The following is an 18,782-nucleotide window of genomic DNA, read 5'->3' as shown; positions in this document are numbered from 1 at the left end:
ATGCGCATTGTGGTTCTGGCCGGTGGCATCGGTGGTGCCCGCTTCCTTCGCGGCCTCAAGCAGGCCGCGCCGGACGCGGAGATCACGGTCGTCGGCAACACCGGTGACGACATCCATCTCTTCGGGCTGAAGGTCTGCCCGGACCTCGACACGGTGATGTACACCCTCGGCGGTGGCATCAACGAGGAGCAGGGCTGGGGCCGTGAGGACGAGTCCTTCACGGTGAAGGCGGAGCTCGCGGCGTACGGGGTGGGGCCGGAGTGGTTCGGCCTCGGCGACCGCGACTTCGCGACGCACATCGTCCGTACGCAGATGCTGGGCGCGGGCTATCCGCTCAGCGCGGTCACCGAGGCGCTGTGCGCGCGCTGGCAGCCGGGCGTGCGACTGCTTCCGATGTCCGACGACCGCGTCGAGACGCACGTCGCCGTCGAGATCGACGGCGAGTCGCGGGCGGTGCACTTCCAGGAGTACTGGGTGCGGCTGCGGGCGTCCGTGGACGCCCAGGCCGTGGTGGCCGTCGGCGCGGAGGCGTCGAAGCCGGCGCCGGGCGTCCTGGAGGCGATCGCGGAGGCGGACGTCATCCTGTTCCCGCCGTCCAACCCCGTCGTGTCGGTCGGCACGATCCTGTCCGTGCCGGGCATCCGTGAGGCGATCGCCGAGGCGGACGTGCCGGTGGTCGGCCTCTCCCCCATCGTCGGCGACGCTCCGGTACGGGGCATGGCGGACAAGGTCCTCGCGGCGGTGGGCGTGGAGTCCACGGCCTCCGCGGTGGCGCGGCACTACGGCTCGGGGCTGCTCGACGGCTGGCTGGTCGACACGGTCGACGCGGGCGTGGTGGAGGACGTCGAGTCGGCGGGGATCCGCTGCCGGGCGGTGCCGCTGATGATGACGGACCTGGACGCGACGGCGGCGATGGCGCGCGAGGCGCTGGCGCTGGCGGAGGAGGTCCGGGGATGACACGTCCCGCGCGTCCCGCGCGTCCCGCGCGTCCTGCGCGTCCCGCGGACGGCGACGCCCTCGACGGGCAGGCCGCTGAGGCGCCCGGGTATCGGGTGTGGGCGCTCGGCGGGTTGCCCGAGGTGAAGGGCGGGGACGATCTCGCCAAGTTGATCGCCTCCGTCTCCCCCGGGCTCGAGGACGGGGACGTCCTGCTCGTCACCTCCAAGATCGTGAGCAAGGCCGAGGGGCGGGTGATCGCCGCCGACGACCGCGAGGAGGCGATCGACGCCGAGACCGTACGGGTCGTGGCGCGGCGCGGATCGCTGCGGATCGTCGAGAACCGGCAGGGGCTCGTCATGGCCGCCGCCGGGGTCGACGCCTCCAACACCCCTGCCGGGACGGTCCTGTTGCTGCCCGTCGACCCGGACGCCTCGGCCCGCGCGATACGGGACGGACTGCGGGACGCCCTCGGCGTCGACGTCGGTGTCGTCGTCACGGACACCTTCGGGCGGCCCTGGCGCAGCGGATTGACCGACGTGGCCATCGGCGCGGCCGGCGTGCGCGTCCTCGACGACCTGCGGGGCGGGACGGACGCGTACGGCAATCCGCTGAGCGCCACGGTCGTCGCCACGGCCGACGAGCTCGCCGCCGCGGGCGACCTGGTGAAGGGCAAGGCGAGCGGGCTGCCGGTCGCCGTCGTGCGCGGGCTGCCGCACGTCGTGGACGGTTCCGCCGAGGAGGGCGCGCGGGCGCTGGTCCGCGGGGCGGCCGACGACATGTTCCGGCTCGGGACGTCGGAGGCGGTACGGGAGGCGGTGACCCTGCGGCGTACGGTCCGGGAGTTCACCGACGAGCCCGTGGACCCCGGGGCCGTGCGCCGTGCCGTCGCGGCGGCCGTCACGGCCCCGGCGCCGCACCACACGACGCCGTGGCGGTTCGTGCTCCTGGAGTCGAAGGCCTCGCGGGTGCGGCTCCTCGACGCGATGCGGGACGCGTGGATCGCGGACCTGCGGCGGGACGGCAAGTCGGAGGCGTCCGTCGCCAAGCGGGTGCGCCGCGGCGACGTGCTGCGGAACGCGCCGTACCTGGTGGTGCCGTGTCTCGTGACGGACGGCTCGCACCACTACGGCGACCCGCGCCGGGACGCCGCCGAGCGCGAGATGTTCGTGGTCGCGGCAGGCGCGGGCGTCCAGAACTTCCTGGTGGCCCTCGCGGGCGAGCGGCTGGGGTCGGCGTGGGTCTCCTCGACGATGTTCTGCCGTGACGTCGTACGGGAGGTCCTCGAGCTCCCGGAGGACTGGGACCCGATGGGCGCGGTCGCGGTCGGGCACGCGGCGGCACCACCGAAGGAACGGCCGGCGCGGCAGGCGGGGCGGTTCATCGAGGTGCGGTAGTGCGGCGGCGCCCGGGGGGCTCGGGGGGCTGGGGGCTCGGGGGGCTCAGAGGGCCGCGATGTTGCCCGGGGTCATGCGCGGTGCCCTCCGCGGTGGGGTGCGGCCGCTGAGGAGGATGAGGCGGGCCGCGCGGTGGCGTTGGCCCGCGTACGGGGCGAGCAGTTCGAGCATGGCCGCGTCGTCGGTGGTGCGGTCGCCCGCGAGGGCGTAGCCGACGATGCCGGGCAGGTGGTAGTCGCCGACGGTCACCGCGTCCGGGGCGCCATTGCTCCGCTGGATCGTCTCGGCCGAGGTCCAGGGGCCGATGCCCGGGATCAACTCAAGGCGTTGCTGGGCCTGTTCGGGTTCCATGGCCGCGGCTTCCTCCATGCGGCGGGCGACCTTGGCGGCGCGCAGGATCGTGGCAGCGCGCTTGTCGTCGACGCCGGCGCGGTGCCACTCCCAGGACGGGATCAGTGACCAGGTGCGGGGGTCGGGCATGATGTGGAGGCGGTGCTGGTCTCCGGAGCCGGGGGTGGGGCCGGGGGCGGGTTCGCCGAATTTCCGTACCAGCAGGCGCCAGGCTCGGTAGGCCTCGTCCGTGGTGACCTTCTGCTCCAGGATCGAGGGGATCAGCTCCTCCATCACCAGGCCCGTACGGGTCAGCCGGAGGCCGGGGCGGCGGCGGTGCGTGGCGGCGAGGAGGCGGTGGCGGGGGACGAAGGCGGCGGGGTCGTCGTCGGCGCCGAGGAGTTGGGGGAGGCGGTCGAGGAGCCACTGCGCTCCGGGGCCCCATGCTTCGGCCTCCGCCGTGCCCTGGCGGAGGGCCACCCGGAGGGTGCCGGGGCCTTCCGGGGTGCGGGTGGCGCGCCAGACGGAGCCGTCGGGGGTCGTACGGAAGGTGGGGTCGCCGACGCCGCGGCGGAGGGGGCCGAGCGTGAGGCCCAGGTCGGTGGGGGCGTCGGGGGTCCAGCGGCGGGTGGCTCCGGCGGCGGGAGCGGCCTGTCGCGAGGCGGGTACGGGGATGTGGCCGCCGCGAACGGTGGTGCGGGTCGTGGGGGTGCGGGGTGCGTAGCGGCCGGCCATGTGTACGAGCGTAGCCGGGCGGGTGCCGCCCGGCGGGTGGTGCGCCCGGCCTCCGGCCGGGCTTGTGTTTCCCACCCGCACCACCCGTGCGACTCAGAACACAGAGGTGCGGGTCCTCCCGTGGGCCGCGCCCGCCGTCGGCGGCCGTCGCGTCCGAACGGGGCGCCGGGCCGCGCAGCGGGGCGGCTACTGGTCCGAGGAGAAGCGGACTGCGCCTGGAGGGAGGGTGGTGTTGCACCAGATGCGGATGCCGTCGCGGAGTTCGTTGTCCGGGCCCACGTGGGCGCCGTCGCCGATGACCGCGCCCGTGAGGACCGTACGCGCGCCGATGCGGGCGCCCGCGCCGATCAGGGAGTCGGTGATCACCGCGCCCGGCTCCACCACCGCGCCCTCGTGCAATGTCGAGCCCGTGATGCGGGCGCCCTCGCCGACCTGCGCGCCCTCGCCGACGACCGTGCCGCCCGTGAGCTTGGCGGCCGGGGAGACGCGGGCCGTCGGCAGGACCAGGCGGTCGCCGCAGCGGCCCGGGACCGCCGGGGACGGGGCGCGGCCCAGGACCAGGTCGGCGGAGCCGCGGACGAAGGCCTGGGGGGTGCCCAGGTCCAGCCAGTACGTCGAGTCCACCAGGCCCTGCAGGTGCGCGCCCGTGGCCAGGAGCTCCGGGAAGGTCTCGCGCTCCACCGAGACCGGGCGGCCCGTCGGGATCGTGTCGATGACCGAGCGGCGGAAGACGTAGGCCCCCGCGTTGATCTGGTCCGTCACGATCTCCTCGGGCGTCTGGGGCTTCTCCAGGAACGCCGTGACCCGGCCCGTCGGGTCCGTCGGGACCAGACCGAACGCCCTCGGGTCCTCGACCCGGGTCAGGTGCAGCGAGACGTCCGCGCCCGAGGCGTCGTGCGTGGCGACGAGCGCGCGGATGTCCAGGCCGGTCAGGATGTCGCCGTTGAAGACGAGGACCGGGTCGTCCGGGCCCGAGTGCAGGCGCGAGGCGACGTTGCGGATCGCGCCGCCGGTGCCGAGCGGCTCCTCCTCGGTGACGTACTCCAGGCTGAGCCCGAGCGACGAACCGTCCCCGAAGTGCGGTTCGAAGACCTCCGCCAGGTAGGAGGTGGCGAGGACCACGTGCTCCACGCCCGCCGCCCTGGCCCGTGCCAGCTGGTGCGTCAGGAACGGCACGCCCGCCGCCGGGACCATCGGCTTCGGTGTGTTCACCGTCAGGGGCCGCAGCCGTGTGCCCTTGCCACCGACCAGGAGGATCGCTTCTGTCACCTGTCGTCTCTGCTTCCTGTCCGGGGCCGGTCTCGTCGCCCGTCTGGCTTGATTCGCTCGTCCGGGCGATATGACCGGTCAGTTTATGCAGATGGTCGGACCGGCGACCGCATCACGGCCGCCCCTGGTACTTCGCCGAGGCGGTACGGGTGGTGCCGAGCTTCCCGTAGAGGCGGGCTCCGGGGCAGGCCGTGGCGTAACCGTCACGGTGTCCGGCGATGGCGTTGAACTTGACCTTCGTGCCCTTCTTGTACCTGTTTCCACCGCCCGAGGTGAGCGTCGCCTTCCCCTTCGGATTTCCCCCGTGCAGCCCCAGCTTCCATGCGGTCAGCTTCGCGATCGCGGTCGTCACCGCGGCCGGCGGATTCGTCGAACTGTAGGTACCGAGGACGGCGATGCCCATGCTGTTCGTGTTGAAACCGAGCGTGTGGGCCCCCAGGACCGGCTTGGCCACTCCCCCGGCGCGGCCTTCGTAGATGTTTCCGCACTTGTCGACGGCGAAGTTGTAGCCGAAGTCGCGCCAGCCGCTGCTCTGGGTGTGGTAGCGGTAGATACTGCGGAGGACGGAGGGCGCCTGCTTGCAGGTGTAGTTGTTGCCGGTCGCGCTGTGATGGACGAAGGCGGCCTTGATCGACTTGGTGTAGACGAAGCCCTTCTCGCGCAGCTTCTCGTCCGCCCCCCAGCCCTTGCGCGTGATGATCTTCGGGCGCGGTCCGATGTACGGCTTCGCGGCGGCGGCCGCCGGGATCACGGCCGTACCGACCGGGGCGAGCTGTGCGTTCACGGAGAACGCCGCCGCCTCTTCCACGGTCGGGCCCCGGTGCACGCCCAGCGTTCCGTGCGTCACAGCCCCCGCGTAGGCACCGCTCTTGCCGTCGTCCGGGGATGCTGCCCGGTCGGGGACCGGCGCCGGTTCCTCGCCCGGGTCCACCAGTTCCAGGCGGAGGCCTTCCGGCAGCCGCTCGGCCGCCGACTCCTCCGCCGTGCGGTCCGTCCGCCCCTGCGGCTGTACGCGGACCTCGACGCCGTCCGAGTCGCCGACCCACAGCGGAGCCGTGGCCCCGCGGACCGCTCCCGACGCGGCCTCCGCGGTGCCGGGATCGGCCCCGTGCTCGTCGTTGTGGACCTCCAGGGCCTGCCACGGCGACCAGTCGGGGCTCCCGGTCGCCCGGGTGCGGACCTGGACGGTGCCGTGCAGGGGGGCGCGGACGTCGTCCCAGACGACGCCGACGAGTGAGAAGGGTCTGACGTCCCGTCGGGTCAGCCCCTGCGCCGCCCCGGCCGCGTCGGGCGCGCCGATGGCCCGGCGGCCGTTCCCGAGCGGGGCGAGGGGCAGGGACTCGGTGGACCCGGCGACGTCCGCGTCCGGTCGCGCGGCGAGGTCTCGTGCGGCGAGGTCTGGTGCGGGGAGGTCTCGTGCGGGGAGGTCTGGTGCGGGGAGGTCTCGTGCGGGGAGGTCTGGTGCGGCGAGGTCTCGTGCGGCGACGTCCGGCGCGGCGTCGTCCGCCCGCGCGGCACCTGGCGCGCCGGAAGCGGCCGGCTGGAGCGACGCCGCCGGCGTCGCGAGGGACAACGGCAGGGCGAGCACCGCCGCGCACGTGACGGCGATCGAGGAGACGAGGTAGGCACGCATGTAGGGATCGTCCGCACCCCGGGCCCGTTCCGCTCGGCGGGATCCCGGCCGGAAACTGACGGCCCGTCGGTCCGACCGGAGGACGGCGTCACCGGTACGGCGGGTCCCCGCACCCCTCCCCGCGTACCCTTGCCCGCGTGAACGCCAGCGACCGCACCCCCGCCGACCTGCTGCGATCCGCGCTCGCCGCGGACCCCGCACGCCCCTTGGTCACCTTCTACGACGACGCCACCGGTGAGCGCGTCGAATTGTCCGTGGCCACCTTCGCCAATTGGGTGGCCAAGACGGCCAATCTGCTCCAGGGCGAGCTGTCCGCCTCCCCCGGCGACCGGCTCGCGCTTCTGGTGCCCGCGCACTGGCAGACCGCCGTGTGGCTGTTGGCCTGCTCCTCCGTCGGCGTGGTCGCGGAGATCGGCGGCGACCCGGCGGACGCCGACTACGCCGTGGCGGGACCGGACGGCCTCGACGCGGGGCGCGCCTGCTCGGGGGACCGGATCGCGCTCTCCCTCGCCCCGCTGGGCCGCCGCTTCCCCGCTCCGCCCGCCGGGTACGCGGACTACGCGGTGGAGGTGCCGAGCCAGGGTGACCGGTTCGCCCCGTTCGTCCCGGTGGACGCGGACGGTCCTGCGCTCCTCGTCGACGGTACGGAACTGACGGGCGCCCAGCTCGTCGCACGGGCCCGCGCGGACGCCGAGGCCCTCGGCCTCGCGCCCGGGGCGCGGCTGCTCTCCGGGCGTCCGTACGACGGCTGGGACGGGCTCTCCGCCGGGCTGTACGCGCCGCTGGCGGCCGGCGCGTCCGTCGTCCTGTGCCGGAACCTGGACCAGCTGGCGCCCGAGTCGCTCGACAAGCGGGTGGAGAGCGAGCGGGTCACCGCGACCGCCGTATGACGAGCCACCGCACGGGCCACCGCCGTACGACGGGTCGCCGCACCGGCCCTCGCCGTATGACAACCAGCTGACGTTCCACCCGTATGGCGCACGGACTCGCCGAGTCCCCGGGTCCGTGCGTCAACTCCGGTACATGATCGGCGGGTACGCACCCCTCCCGCACAACCATGCGTCCGGTTCGGCCGTCCCACTCTTCGAACGGCGGCTTCCGGGCGCGCCGCCGACGCCGACGCCGTGAAGGATGGACTCAGACGTGACGGACAGTGCCGGCACGCCCGCCGAACCCCCGGAGGCCGAACCGGAGGCCGAACCGGAGGCTGGATCCGAGGCGGAACCGGAGACCGATCCGGAGGCCCCGCGCAAGCGTCACTGGCTGCGCTGGACGGCTCTCGGGTGTTCGGTGGTCGTCCTCGCCGCGGCGGGTACCGGCTGGTGGCTCTACCGCAAGCTCGACAACAACATCACCACCGACACCGACGCCGCCGCCGAACTGCTCAAGTACGAGAAGGAGCGTCCGACGCCGGTCGCGATGGGCGCGCAGAACATCCTGCTCATCGGTTCGGACACGCGGTCCGGGGCCGGCAACACGAAGTACGGGAAGGACAAGGGCACCCAGCGCTCCGACACCACGATCATTCTGCACATCGCGGCGGGTCGGTCGAGTGCGACGGCCGTGTCGATTCCGCGTGACCTGATGGTGAACATTCCGAGCTGCCGGACATCGGGCGGAAATCGGACCCAGGAAATGTTCGCCCAGTTCAATTCGGCCTTCGAGATCGGCGGCACGGCCTGCACGATCCGGACCGTCGAGCGGCTGACCGCAATCCGGATCGATCACCACATGGTGATCGATTTCCGGGGCTTCAAGAAGATGGTCGACGCGGTCGACGGGGTGGAGATCTGCCTCAAGGAGCCGATCGACGACAAGGACGCCAAGCTGAAGCTGCCGGCCGGGCGCCAGACGCTCCACGGCGAGCAGGCGCTGGGCTTCGTACGGGCCCGCAAGACGCTCGGCAACGGCAGCGACACGGAACGCATGGACCGCCAGCAGCAGTTCCTCGGCGCGCTGGTCAACAAGGTGCAGAGCAACGGCGTGCTGCTGAATCCGACCCGGCTCTACCCGGTCCTGGACGCGGCGACGAAGTCGATCACGACCGACCAGGGCCTTGACTCGCTGCGGGACCTGTACGACCTGGCGCGGTCGATGCGGGCGATCCCGACGGAGAAGGTGCAGTTCCTCACGGTGCCGCGGCGGCCGTATTCGTACGACGCGAACCGGGACGAACTCGTACAACCCGAAGCGAGCCAACTCTTCAAGCGACTGCGCGAGGACAAGCCCGTCACCGTGGCTCCGGGCACCGAACCGTCCCCCTCCCCCGGCGCGACCGGAGAGGGCGGAATGGGCCCGCAGGGCACGGAGAGCGACGGAAAACCGGACGACGCGGCATCCCCGAGCACGTCACCCGCGCCGACCTTCACGGGGCGCAGCGCGGCGGAGGGAGCATGCTCCTAGGGCTGGGTGAGTAAAGGAGAGTCCAAGGAGTCCGGGGGGAGGACGGTGACGGAAGAGGTTTGGGCTTATTGCCCAGTTGTAAGGGGCGTGGAATTTGTCACGGACGTCGCCCCACGCTGAACTGGGCGGATAGTGTGACGCGATCCGGTGCGCCGACCGCATGGTCGTGCACTCGACGGATCGAACGACCGAGCGCCAGCCGGGGGAGGCGCCTCGCGTGGCACCGACGGAGGATTCAAGTAACCGTGGACGCGCACAGCCGTGGACAGGCGGATGAGATCGACCCCGCCGACCAGTGGGTCCTCAACCCGCAGACGGGCAATTACGAACTGCGACTGAACCACTCCGCTGGGCAGCCCCCGGCGCCGTCGCAGCACCGAACTCCGTCGCAGTCCCGCCCTCGTGGCGCCACCACTCCGGGCCCGAGAACCGCCGAGGGGTCGGGGTCGCGATCCGGCCAGCGCTCGCGTACGACCGGCGCGCCGACCGAGGCTCCCGTGCCCGGCCAGCGCCGCCGCCGCGCCCCCGAGGGGCCGGCCGGAGGTCCGCCGCAGCCGGGCCGACGCAAGCGCAAGCCCGCGAAGTCCCGCAAGAAGAAGGTCCTGCTGTGGACCGGCGGGGCGATGGCCCTGGTGCTCGTGGCGGGCGGTGTGGGCGTGTACGCGTACTACGAGCACCTCAACGGGAACATCAACAAGGTCGACGTGGTCGGCGCCGAGAGCACCGGCTTCAAGAAGGACCAGGCCGTCAACATCCTGCTGATCGGCACGGACAAGCGGACCGGTGACGGCAACGAGGGCTACGGCGACAAGAACAGCCCCGGCCACGCCGACACCACGATCCTCTTCCACGTCTCCAAGGACCGGACGAACGCCACGGCGATGTCCATCCCGCGCGACCTGAAGACCGAGATCCCCGAGTGCCAGACGAAGATGCCGGACGGCACCATCAAGACCATCCCGGGCCAGGCCGACGAGCGGTTCAACGTCAGCCTCGGCCAGTCCGACCGTGACCCCGGCTGCACCATGCGTACGGTCAAGAAGCTCACCGGGCTGACCGTCGACCACTTCATGATGGCCGACTTCAACGCCGTCAAGGAGCTGACGACGGCCGTCGGCGGCGTGAAGGTCTGCCTGGCCAAGCCGGTCAAGGACAAGGACTCCAAGCTCAACCTGCCCGCGGGCGAGTCGACCATCCAGGGCGAGCAGGCCCTGGCCTTCGTCCGTACGCGCCACAGCTTCGGCAACGAGAGCGACCTGGACCGGATCAAGGTCCAGCAGCAGTTCCTCAGTTCGATGATCCGGCAGATGAAGTCGGACGAAACCCTGACAAGTCCGGGCAAGTTGCTCGATCTCGCCGAGGCGGCCACCAACGCGCTGACCGTCGACTCCGGCATAGGAAGCATCGGGAAGCTCAAGGCACTCGGCGAGGAACTCGCCAAGATCGACACGAAGAACATCACGTTCACGACGCTTCCGGTCATCGACAACCCGGCCGAGAAGATCAAGGCGACGGTCGTGCCCGACCCGACCAAGGCGCCGCAGCTCTTCGCGAACCTGAAGTCCGACACCTCCCTCACCGAGGTGAAGAAGAAGCAGCAGGACGCCAAGAACGCCCAGGCCGCCCTGTTGCAGGGCACCCGGTCCACCGCGCGCGAGGTGCGCGTCGACGTCTATAACGGCAGCGGCATCACCGGAGCGGCGCAGAAGACGCTGGACTGGCTCCAGAACGAGCAGGGCGTCACGAGGTCCACGAACAAGAGCAACGCCCCGGAGAAGGCGGCGAAGACCACGCTCACCTACGCTCCGAACCAGGCCGCTCAGGCCCGCAAGCTGGCAGACCTGATGGGGCTGCCCGCCACGGCGCTCAAGCCGGGCACGCAGGACGCCGAGGCGCTCGCACCCATGACGCTCGTCCTCGGTTCCGACTTCAAGGGCGCGGGGGTGCCCATCACCGGTCCGGCAAAGGCGCCGGAGGGTGCGCAGACCGCAGACAAGAAGGTGTGCGCCGCGTGACCCGGAAACACCGGGCCGCGGCGCGTTCCTGAGGAGGGGGACCAGGGGTGGGACAGAACAGCGTGCGTGGGGAGGGGACCCGGGGTCGCGTTCCGCACGCCCGCGAATTGGGCTGGGACGAGAGTCTCTACGGGGACGAGGGCGAACCGGGGGCGGGCGACCGCGCACCGGGCGACCGCACGCCGGGAGACCGGCCGTCCGACGACCGGACCGCGGGTGAAGGGGACAGGAGCGGCCCGGGCCGGAAGGCCGGCGAGGGCCGTGCCAACCACCGGCGCAAAGGGCCGCGCAGGCGTGCCAAGAAGAGCGGCAAACGCAAGATACTCCGCTGGGTCGCGGCGACCCTGTCGTTCCTGATACTTGGCACGGCCGCCGCCGGATACCTGTACTACCAGCACCTCAACAGCAACATCCGCGGCGGGGAGCGCGCGGGCGGCGACAGCGGTGTGAAGAAGGCCGCGCCGAACGCGCTCGGCGACACCCCGCTCAACATCCTGCTGATCGGCTCCGACAGCCGCGCCGACGAGAAGAACGTGGCGCTCGGCGGCGGCAAGAACGAGCGGGACCGCAAGGCCCTCGCCGACGTACAGATGCTGCTGCACATCTCCGCGGACCGCAAGAACGCCAACATCATCTCGATCCCGCGCGACACGATCGTCAAGATCCCCCAGTGCAAGGACGAGAACGGCACGCAGTACGCCGAGACGACCACGAGCCCCATCAACGAGACCCTGGCCCGCGGCGGTCCCGGCTGCACGCTGACCACCTGGGAGAGCATCACCGGGGTCTACATCGACCACTGGATGATGGTCGACTTCGCGGGTGTGGTCGCGATGGCGGACGAGGTCGGCGGTGTCCCGGTCTGTGTGAACACCGGCGTCCACGACAGGTCGACCCGCCAGGTCAAGGGTGGTTCCGGCCTGAAGCTGAAGAAGGGCACCACCGAGATCAAGGGCGAGCAGGCGCTGCAGTGGCTGCGCACCCGGCACGCGTTCGGCAGCGACCAGAACCGCGCCAAGGCCCAGCACATGTACATGAACGGCATGATGGAGAAGCTCCAGGGCCAGAACGCCTGGACCGACACCGGACGCCTCATGGGCCTCGCCGAGACGGCCACGAAGGCGCTTCAGGTCTCGGACGAGATCCGCTCCGTGGGGAAGCTCTTCGATCTGTCGATGCAGCTCAAGAACGTGAAGCTGGACCGTCTCACGACGGCGACGGTCCCCACGTCCGAGTGGACGCAGGACAGGAACAAGCTCGTCATGGTGCCGAGCGCCGCCGACAAGATGTGGTCGATGCTCCGCGACGACGTCGCCTTCGACAAGAACGGCGACCCGGCCGGCGCGAAGCCGTCCGCGTCCGCGAAGCCGAAGCCGCAGGGCCCGGCGGCGGCCGCGCCCGCGACGCTCGCCGTCACGGTCGTCAACGGCACGGCCGGGGACGGCCAGGCGCCCACCGAGGGCCGGGCCAACGCGATGGCCGAGACCCTGAAGGGCAAGGGGTTCACGCAGGCGGGGGCCTCACGGGACGCCGAGCCCCGCAAGGACACGGTGATCAAGTACCCCAAGTCCGGCGGCGATCAGGGCAAGGCGGACGCGCTGTCCGTGGCCAAGGCGCTCGGTCTGCCCGAGTCGGCCGTCCGCGCGGACGCGAAGGCGGAGAGCATCACCCTGGTCATCGGCTCGGACTGGCGCGAGGGCGCCACGTACAAGAAGCCGAAGACCGAGGCGGGCGATCTGCCGGCCGGCGCGGACGACAAGACGGAGTGCATGGACGTCTACAGCGTCTACCGGTGGGACGGCAAGAGCTGACCACCTGAGCGTGCGACGACGGCGAACGGCCGGGCCCCCGAGGGGACCCGGCCGTTCGCCGTGCGAGCCGTGCGAGCCGTGCGAGCCGTGCGAGCCGTGCGAGCCGTGCGAGCCGTGCGAGCCGTGCGAGCCGTGCGAGCCGTGTGACGTACGTGTCAGACCTTCGCGGTCGTCGTCACCGCCGGGCGGCGGCTCGCGATGACCTTCTTCGCGAGGGCGCGCGGGCTCGTCAGGAAGCCGTAGCCCCAGGACATGTGCATCGTCGCGAGGGCCACCGGGATCTGCAGACGGGCCTTGAGCGGCAGGCCCTTGCCCGCCGGGATCGAGCCCGCGGCGATCGCGGCCAGGTAGCCGGCCGGGATCAGGAAGCCGAGCGGGGTGAGGGCCGCGCCGACCACCGCACCGGCCGCGATCGCGCAGACGGCGGTCGGCGGGGCGAGGTAGCGGAGGTTGATCGAGCCCTGGTGGTAGCGGGCCACGACGTGGCGCCAACGGCCGTAGTCCTTGTACTGCTTCGCCAGCGCGCGCACGCTCGGCCGCGGGCGGTACTGGACGCGCAGCTCGGGCGAGAACCAGATCAGGCCGCCCGCCTCGCGGATCCGGAAGTTCAGCTCCCAGTCCTGGGCGCGGATGAACTCGACGTTGTAGCCGTCCTGCTGCTCCAGCGCCTCGCGGCGGAAGACACCCAGGTACACGGTCTCGGCCGGGCCCGCCTGGCCGCCGGTGTGGAAGGCCGCGTTGCCGACACCGATCTTCGACGTCATCGCGGCGGCGACCGCGTGCTCCCAGTCGTTCTCGCCCTCGGCGTGCATGATGCCGCCGACGTTCTGCGCGCCCGTCTCCTCCAGGAGGCGGACGGCGGTGGCGATGTAGTTGGGCGACAGCATGCCGTGACCGTCGACCCGCACCACGATCGGGTGGCGCGAGGCCTTGATCGCCGCGTTGAGGGCGGCGGGCGTGCGGCCCGTGGGGTTGGGCACGGTGTGGACGCGCGGGTCTTCTCGTACGAGTTCGGCGGCGATCTCGTCGGTACGGTCCGTGGACGGGCCGAGCGCGATCACCACCTCCATCTCGCCGTCGTACTCCTGCTCGAGGATGTGACGGACCGAGTTGCGCAGGTGCCGCTCCTCGTTGAGGACCGGCATGATCACGGAGACGGGGGGCGTGGCGTTCATTGCCGGTCACGTTACCGCGAACGGGGGACAGGAAGCGCGTCCCGGGGAGCGCTGCACCCTTGCGCTGATCGTATGGGCCTACGGTGCTCACGGTTCCCCTTGTCACACCCGCGGAGGTGTCCCCCGGTGCCCACACCGCCCCGCACGCCCCGTCCCCGCCCGGCCGCCCGTCCCGTACCGGCTCGCCGCGTCAGACGGACCGCGCGGCCCCGGTGGGGCATGCGGATGGCGACGACGCTCTCCGTCGTCGTCCTGGGCGCGGGCGGCATCGGGCACGCGCTGGTCACCAGCCTGGACACCGGGATCAAGCGGATCGACCCGTTCAAGGACATGAAGAACCGCCCCCAGGCCGGGCACGGCATGAACGTGCTGGTCGTGGGCACGGACGGGCGCGACAGCATCACCGAGGAGCAACGCAGGGCGTACAAGCTGGGCGGGGCGCCCTGCCACTGCACGGACACCGTGATGCTGGTGCACATCAGCGAGGACCGGGACCGGGCGAGTGTGGTGAGCCTCCCCCGCGACTCGTACGCCGAGATGCCCGAGCACGTCGACGCGACGACGGGGAAGCGGCACCAGGCGCACCCGGTGAAGCTGAACGCCGCGTACGCCGAGGGCGGGCCCGGGCTGACGGTGCGGACCGTCGAGAACATGACGGGCGTGAAGATCGACCACTATCTGGAGGTCGACTTCACCAGCTTCATCAAGACGGTCGACGCGGTCGGCGGGGTGGAGATCTGTACCACCCGGCCGATGAAGGACACCTACACCGGCCTCGAGCTGGCGGCCGGGCCGCACAAGCTGACCGGCGGGCAGGCGCTGCAGTACGTGCGCTCGCGCCATGTCGACGGGGCGGCCGACATCGGCCGGATGCAGCGGCAGCAGCGTTTCCTCGCCGCGCTCATCGACCGGACGACGAGCGGCGGGGTGCTGCTGAACCCGGTGCGGTTCCGTGAGGTGGCCACGACGATGCTGAACTCGGTCCGGGCCGACGAGGGCTTCGGTACGGAGCAGCTGCTGGCCCTCGCCAAGGCGATGCAGGGGTTCACGCCCGCGTCGTCGGAGTTCGTCTCCGTGCCGATCGGGGACATGAGCTTCCCGGTGAAGGGCATCGGCTCGACGGTGAAGTGGGACGCGCCCAAGGCGCAGAAGCTCTTCCAGGCCCTGCGCGACGACCAGCCGCTCGCCCCGCGCCCGGCGGGGCCGGCGGAGGGCGGGCAGACCGGGAAGGCCGCGGGGACCGCGGAGGCGAAGGGCCGGCCGAGGCCGACGGTGGTGGACGTGGCCCCGAAGACGATCCGGGTGCAGGTCTACAACGGGACCCGGACGGACGGGCTCGGCCGCAAGGTGGACGACGCGTTGCGCGCCACGGGCTTCGACACGACGCGGGCGCCGCGCACCGGGGAGGGGGCGGAGCTGCGGCGGACGCTGGTGGAGTACGACCCGCGCTGGGACCGCTCGGCGAAGTCCCTGGCGGCGGCCTTGCCGGGGGCGGAGCTGCGGGCGGTGAAGGGGCGGGGGCCGACGATGCGGGTGGTGGCGGGTCTCGACTACAAGGGGGTCACGCCGGTCAGGGCGGACGAGCCCGAGACGGGCCCGTTCGAGGCGGTCACCGGGGACCGGGTGGTCTGCCCGTAGGCGCGGGCCCAGGACCTCGTCCCGGGCCCCACCGCTCCGGAGGAACGTTTACCCACGGCAGGAGCGCGGCGGCTCAGTCCTCGTAGCCCTCCGCCGCCCTCTGCTCCCGCAGCTCCTTGATCGCTCGGCGGCGGGCCAGGCGGTGGGTGCGGCGGATCTGGGCCTCCTGGTAGCGGCGCTTGTCCTTCTCGGTCTCCGGGACGACCGGCGGGACCACGCGCGGCTTGCCGTCGGCGTCGACCGCCGCGAAGACGAGGTACGCGGAGCCGACCTGCTGGGCGGGCGTGGACTCGTTCCAGCGCTCGGCCATGACCCGGACGCCGACCTCCATGGAGGACCGGCCGGTCCAGTTGACCTGTGCCTTCACGTGCAGCAGGTCGCCGACGCGGACCGGCTCCAGGAAGACCATCTCGTCCATGGACGCGGTCACCGCCGGTCCGCCCGAGTGGCGGCCCGCGACCGCGCCCGCCGCGTCGTCCACCAGCTTCATGATCACGCCGCCGTGCACCGTACCCAGGAGGTTGGTGTCGTGGCTGGTCATGATGTGGCTGAGCGTGGTGCGGGACGCCGAGGTGGGCTTGCCCGGGATATCGCCCTGATCTGTCATGCCCTCCACCTTATGCCGGGTCCCGGCCCCGTCCTCTTTGCATCAGCTTGGCAACAGCGCCGCCCCGATTCCCCACCCGCCCTGTCGGCCCCCGAAGGGCGGCCTGCAAGATGGTCCGTATGAATGACTGGCCGAACTCGCAGCCCGACGGTCCCCGCCGGATGCGGCACGTGCAGCGCCCGCAGGTCCCTCAGCAGCAGCCGCAGTACGACCAGGGCTACGACCAGGGCCAGGGCTACAACCCGAACTACACGCAGCAGCAGGCGTCCGGCTACGACAGCGGCTACAGCAGCGGCCAGGTCTACGGCTCCCCGCAGGGTGGCGGGCGTGGGACCGTGCCGCCGCAGCACGACCCCCGGTACGCGCCGCAGCCGCAGCCGCAGCCCGGTGCTCCCGCGCCCGACTGGCGCCGCCGGATCAAGATCGGCTCGATCGTCCTGGTCGTCGCGGTGCTCGGCTGGAGCGTCGGCACCTACGCCTGGGCCAGCTCCCAGATGCGTAACGAGGTCGATCTCGGCAAGGTCATCGAGCGGCCGGCCGAGGGCGACTGCACGACGTACCTGATCGTCGGCTCCGACAGCCGTGAGGGCATGTCGGCCGAGGAGAAGAAGAAGCTGCACACCGGTTCCGCCGAGGGCAAGCGGACCGACTCGATGATGATCCTCGCGGCCTGCTCCAGCGGGAACACGATGGTCTCGCTCCCCCGTGACTCCTGGGTCACCATCCCGTCCTTCGTCGGCTCGGAGTCCGGCAAGAAGTTCGGGGCGCGCGGTGGCTCCAAGCTCAACGCGGCGTACGCGATGGACGGCCCGGAGCTGCTGGTCCGCACGGTCGAGTTCAACACCGGCCTTCGCATCGACCACTACGCGGAGATCGGCTTCGCCGGCTTCGCGAACATCGTGGACGCGCTCGGCGGTGTCGACCTGAACATCGAGAAGGGCTTCAAGGACAAGAAGTCCGGCGCCGACTTCCAGGCGGGCGAGCAGACACTCAACGGCGAGCAGGCCCTCGCCTTCGTCCGTACCCGGTACGCCTTCGCCGAGTCGGACCTCGCGCGGACGAAGAACCAGCAGAAGTTCCTCTCCGCCCTCGCCAACCAGGCGGCGACGCCGGGCACGATCCTCAACCCGTTCAAGCTGTACCCGACGCTGGGCGCCGGTCTTGACACGCTGATCGTGGACAAGGACATGTCTCTGTACGACCTCGGCAAGATGTTCTTCGCGATGAAGGGCATCAGCGGCGGCGACGGGAAGTCGATGAACATCCCGATCTCCGGCAGCGCGCCGCAGGGCTCCCTGAAGTGGGACATGCCCAAGGTGAAGCAGCTGGTGTCGCAGATCAGGAACGACGAGCCGGTGACGGTGACGTCGGACCGCTGACCTGCGGACGGGGCCCTTCCGGGCCCCGGACCAGGGCACGAGAGCGCCCGACTATGCTCGGGCAGGCATTCCGCCCGACCTCACTGGAGTCCCGTATGGCCCTCAAGATCACGGTGATCGGCACCGGCTACCTCGGCGCCACGCACGCTGCGGCCATGGCGGAGCTCGGCTTCGAGGTCCTCGGCCTCGACGTCGTCCCCGAGAAGATCGAGCTGCTCGCCACCGGTCGCGTACCGATGTACGAGCCCGGCCTGGAGGAGCTGCTCTCCCGGCACGTCGCCGGGATCGAGGGGTCGACGGGCCGGCTGCGCTTCACCACCTCCTGGGAGGAGGTCGGGGCCTTCGGCGACGTCCACTTCGTCTGCGTGAACACTCCGCAGAAGCACGGCGAGTACGCGTGTGACATGAGCTACGTCGACGCGGCGTTCGGCTCGCTGGCCGGTGTGGTGCGCGAGGGCGCGCTGGTCGTCGGCAAGTCGACCGTGCCCGTCGGCTCGGCCGAGCGGCTCGCGGAGCTGCTGCCGGAAGGCGTGGAGCTGGCCTGGAACCCGGAGTTCCTGCGGGAGGGCTTCGCCGTCAACGACACGCTGCACCCGGACCGGGTGGTCGCGGGCGTGGCGAGCGAGCGGGCGGAGAAGGTGCTGCGCGAGGTGTACGCCGGGCCGATCGCCGAGGGCACGCCCTTCGTGGTGACCGACTTCCCGACGGCCGAGCTCGTGAAGACCGCCGCGAACTCCTTCCTGGCGACCAAGATCTCCTTCATCAACGCGATGGCGGAGGTCTGCGAGGCGGCGGGCGGCGACGTCGCGAAGCTGGCGGAGGCGATCGGTTACGACGAGCGGATCGGGTCCAAGTTCCTGCGGGCCGGGATCGGATTCGGCGGTGGCTGCCTGCCGAAGGACATCCGCGCGTTCATGGCGCGCGCCGGCGAGCTGGGCGCCGACCAGGCGCTGACCTTCCTGCGCGAGATCGACTCCATCAACATGCGGCGGCGCGGCCAGATGGTCGAGATGGCGCGGGACGCGGTCGGCGGCGACTCGTTCCTGGGCAAGCGGGTCGCGGTGCTCGGCGCGACGTTCAAGCCGGACTCGGACGACGTACGGGACTCGCCCGCGCTGAACGTGGCGGGTCAGATCCACCTCCAGGGCGGCCAGGTCACCGTCTACGACCCGAAGGGCATGGAGAACGCGCGTCGGCTGTTCCCGACCCTCGGGTACGCGGAGTCGGCTCTTGAGGCGGTGCGCGGGGCGGACGTCGTGCTGCACCTCACGGAGTGGCGCGAGTTCCGCGACGCGCTGGACCCGGCGGAGCTGGCGGCGGCGGTGAGCTCGCGCGTGATCCTGGACGGCCGCAACGCCCTTGACGGCGCCCGGTGGCGCGAGGCGGGCTGGGTGTACCGCGCGATGGGCCGCCCGCGCGCGTAGCGAGAATTTACGGACGGAAGGGTCCCGCCA

At 71.6% G+C, this 18,782-nt stretch carries 14 protein-coding genes; 9 read left to right on the top strand and 5 right to left on the bottom strand.

The window, feature by feature from the left end; all coding sequences use genetic code 11:
* Together cofD and ACGFYP_RS22835 are read left to right on the top strand one after the other, a co-directional pair.
* On the top strand, positions 1-957 hold the full coding sequence (gene cofD / locus ACGFYP_RS22840) for a 2-phospho-L-lactate transferase (protein WP_361961019.1): 957 nt from the start codon (positions 1-3) through the stop codon (positions 955-957).
* Positions 954-2,333: a coenzyme F420-0:L-glutamate ligase gene (locus ACGFYP_RS22835; protein WP_393496444.1), complete on the top strand. Its 1,380-nt coding sequence runs from the start codon at positions 954-956 to the stop codon at positions 2,331-2,333. Before cofD ends, ACGFYP_RS22835 begins: the two co-directional genes overlap by 4 nt.
* Before the next feature lie 45 nt (positions 2,334-2,378).
* Here ACGFYP_RS22835 and ACGFYP_RS22830 read toward each other — a convergent pair whose 3' ends face one another.
* From ACGFYP_RS22830 to ACGFYP_RS22820, 3 genes are all read right to left on the bottom strand, one after another.
* A complete protein-coding gene (locus ACGFYP_RS22830) occupies positions 2,379-3,398 on the bottom strand; it encodes a DNA-3-methyladenine glycosylase family protein (RefSeq protein WP_393496441.1) in 1,020 nt (339 codons plus the stop codon).
* Between the two features lie 186 nt (positions 3,399-3,584).
* A complete protein-coding gene (locus tag ACGFYP_RS22825; protein ID WP_393496438.1) occupies positions 3,585-4,667 on the bottom strand; it encodes a sugar phosphate nucleotidyltransferase in 1,083 nt (360 codons plus the stop codon).
* 112 nt (positions 4,668-4,779) lie between these two features.
* A complete protein-coding gene (locus tag ACGFYP_RS22820) occupies positions 4,780-6,300 on the bottom strand; it encodes an N-acetylmuramoyl-L-alanine amidase (protein WP_393496434.1) in 1,521 nt (506 codons plus the stop codon).
* A 137-nt stretch (positions 6,301-6,437) separates the two neighbouring features.
* Here ACGFYP_RS22820 and ACGFYP_RS22815 point away from each other — a divergent pair, with 137 nt between their 5' ends.
* The 4 genes from ACGFYP_RS22815 to ACGFYP_RS22800 all read left to right on the top strand — a co-directional run bounded on the left by ACGFYP_RS22815 (position 6,438) and on the right by ACGFYP_RS22800 (position 12,529).
* A complete protein-coding gene (locus tag ACGFYP_RS22815) occupies positions 6,438-7,190 on the top strand; it encodes a TIGR03089 family protein (protein ID WP_393496431.1) in 753 nt (250 codons plus the stop codon).
* Between the two features lie 253 nt (positions 7,191-7,443).
* Positions 7,444-8,703, top strand: a complete 1,260-nt coding sequence (locus ACGFYP_RS22810) for an LCP family protein (protein WP_393496428.1) — start codon at positions 7,444-7,446, stop codon at positions 8,701-8,703.
* 245 nt (positions 8,704-8,948) lie between these two features.
* Complete coding sequence (locus ACGFYP_RS22805) at positions 8,949-10,718, top strand: LCP family protein (protein ID WP_393496425.1); 1,770 nt, start codon at positions 8,949-8,951, stop codon at positions 10,716-10,718.
* Between the two features lie 47 nt (positions 10,719-10,765).
* Positions 10,766-12,529: an LCP family protein gene (locus tag ACGFYP_RS22800; RefSeq protein WP_393496422.1), complete on the top strand. Its 1,764-nt coding sequence runs from the start codon at positions 10,766-10,768 to the stop codon at positions 12,527-12,529.
* Between the two features lie 155 nt (positions 12,530-12,684).
* On the opposite strand, the gene ACGFYP_RS22795 is transcribed toward ACGFYP_RS22800, so the two are convergent.
* Positions 12,685-13,704 (bottom strand): glycosyltransferase family 2 protein, encoded by a 1,020-nt coding sequence (locus tag ACGFYP_RS22795; RefSeq protein ID WP_393496418.1) that lies wholly within the window; start codon positions 13,702-13,704, stop codon positions 12,685-12,687.
* Positions 13,705-13,923: 219 nt separating this feature from the next.
* Here ACGFYP_RS22795 and ACGFYP_RS22790 point away from each other — a divergent pair, with 219 nt between their 5' ends.
* Positions 13,924-15,342 (top strand): LCP family protein, encoded by a 1,419-nt coding sequence (locus ACGFYP_RS22790; protein ID WP_393496414.1) that lies wholly within the window; start codon positions 13,924-13,926, stop codon positions 15,340-15,342.
* Between the two features lie 73 nt (positions 15,343-15,415).
* Here ACGFYP_RS22790 and ACGFYP_RS22785 read toward each other — a convergent pair whose 3' ends face one another.
* The gene (locus tag ACGFYP_RS22785; protein ID WP_361961041.1) at positions 15,416-15,949 is read right to left on the bottom strand and encodes an acyl-CoA thioesterase; all 534 of its coding nucleotides are present in this window, start codon (positions 15,947-15,949) and stop codon (positions 15,416-15,418) included.
* A gap of 119 nt (positions 15,950-16,068) precedes the next feature.
* Between ACGFYP_RS22785 and ACGFYP_RS22780 the strand changes: the two genes are divergently transcribed.
* A complete protein-coding gene (locus ACGFYP_RS22780; protein ID WP_393496410.1) occupies positions 16,069-17,328 on the top strand; it encodes an LCP family protein in 1,260 nt (419 codons plus the stop codon).
* 95 nt (positions 17,329-17,423) lie between these two features.
* On the top strand, positions 17,424-18,752 hold the full coding sequence (locus tag ACGFYP_RS22775) for a UDP-glucose/GDP-mannose dehydrogenase family protein (RefSeq protein ID WP_361961043.1): 1,329 nt from the start codon (positions 17,424-17,426) through the stop codon (positions 18,750-18,752).
* The last annotated feature ends 30 nt before the right edge of the window (positions 18,753-18,782 follow it).

Source organism: Streptomyces sp. NPDC048370, from assembly GCF_043200825.1.
Taxonomy (GTDB): Bacteria; Actinomycetota; Actinomycetes; order Streptomycetales; family Streptomycetaceae; genus Streptomyces.
The sequence above is the reverse complement of the archived record's forward strand: the minus strand, read 5'-3'. Positions and strand labels throughout refer to the sequence as shown.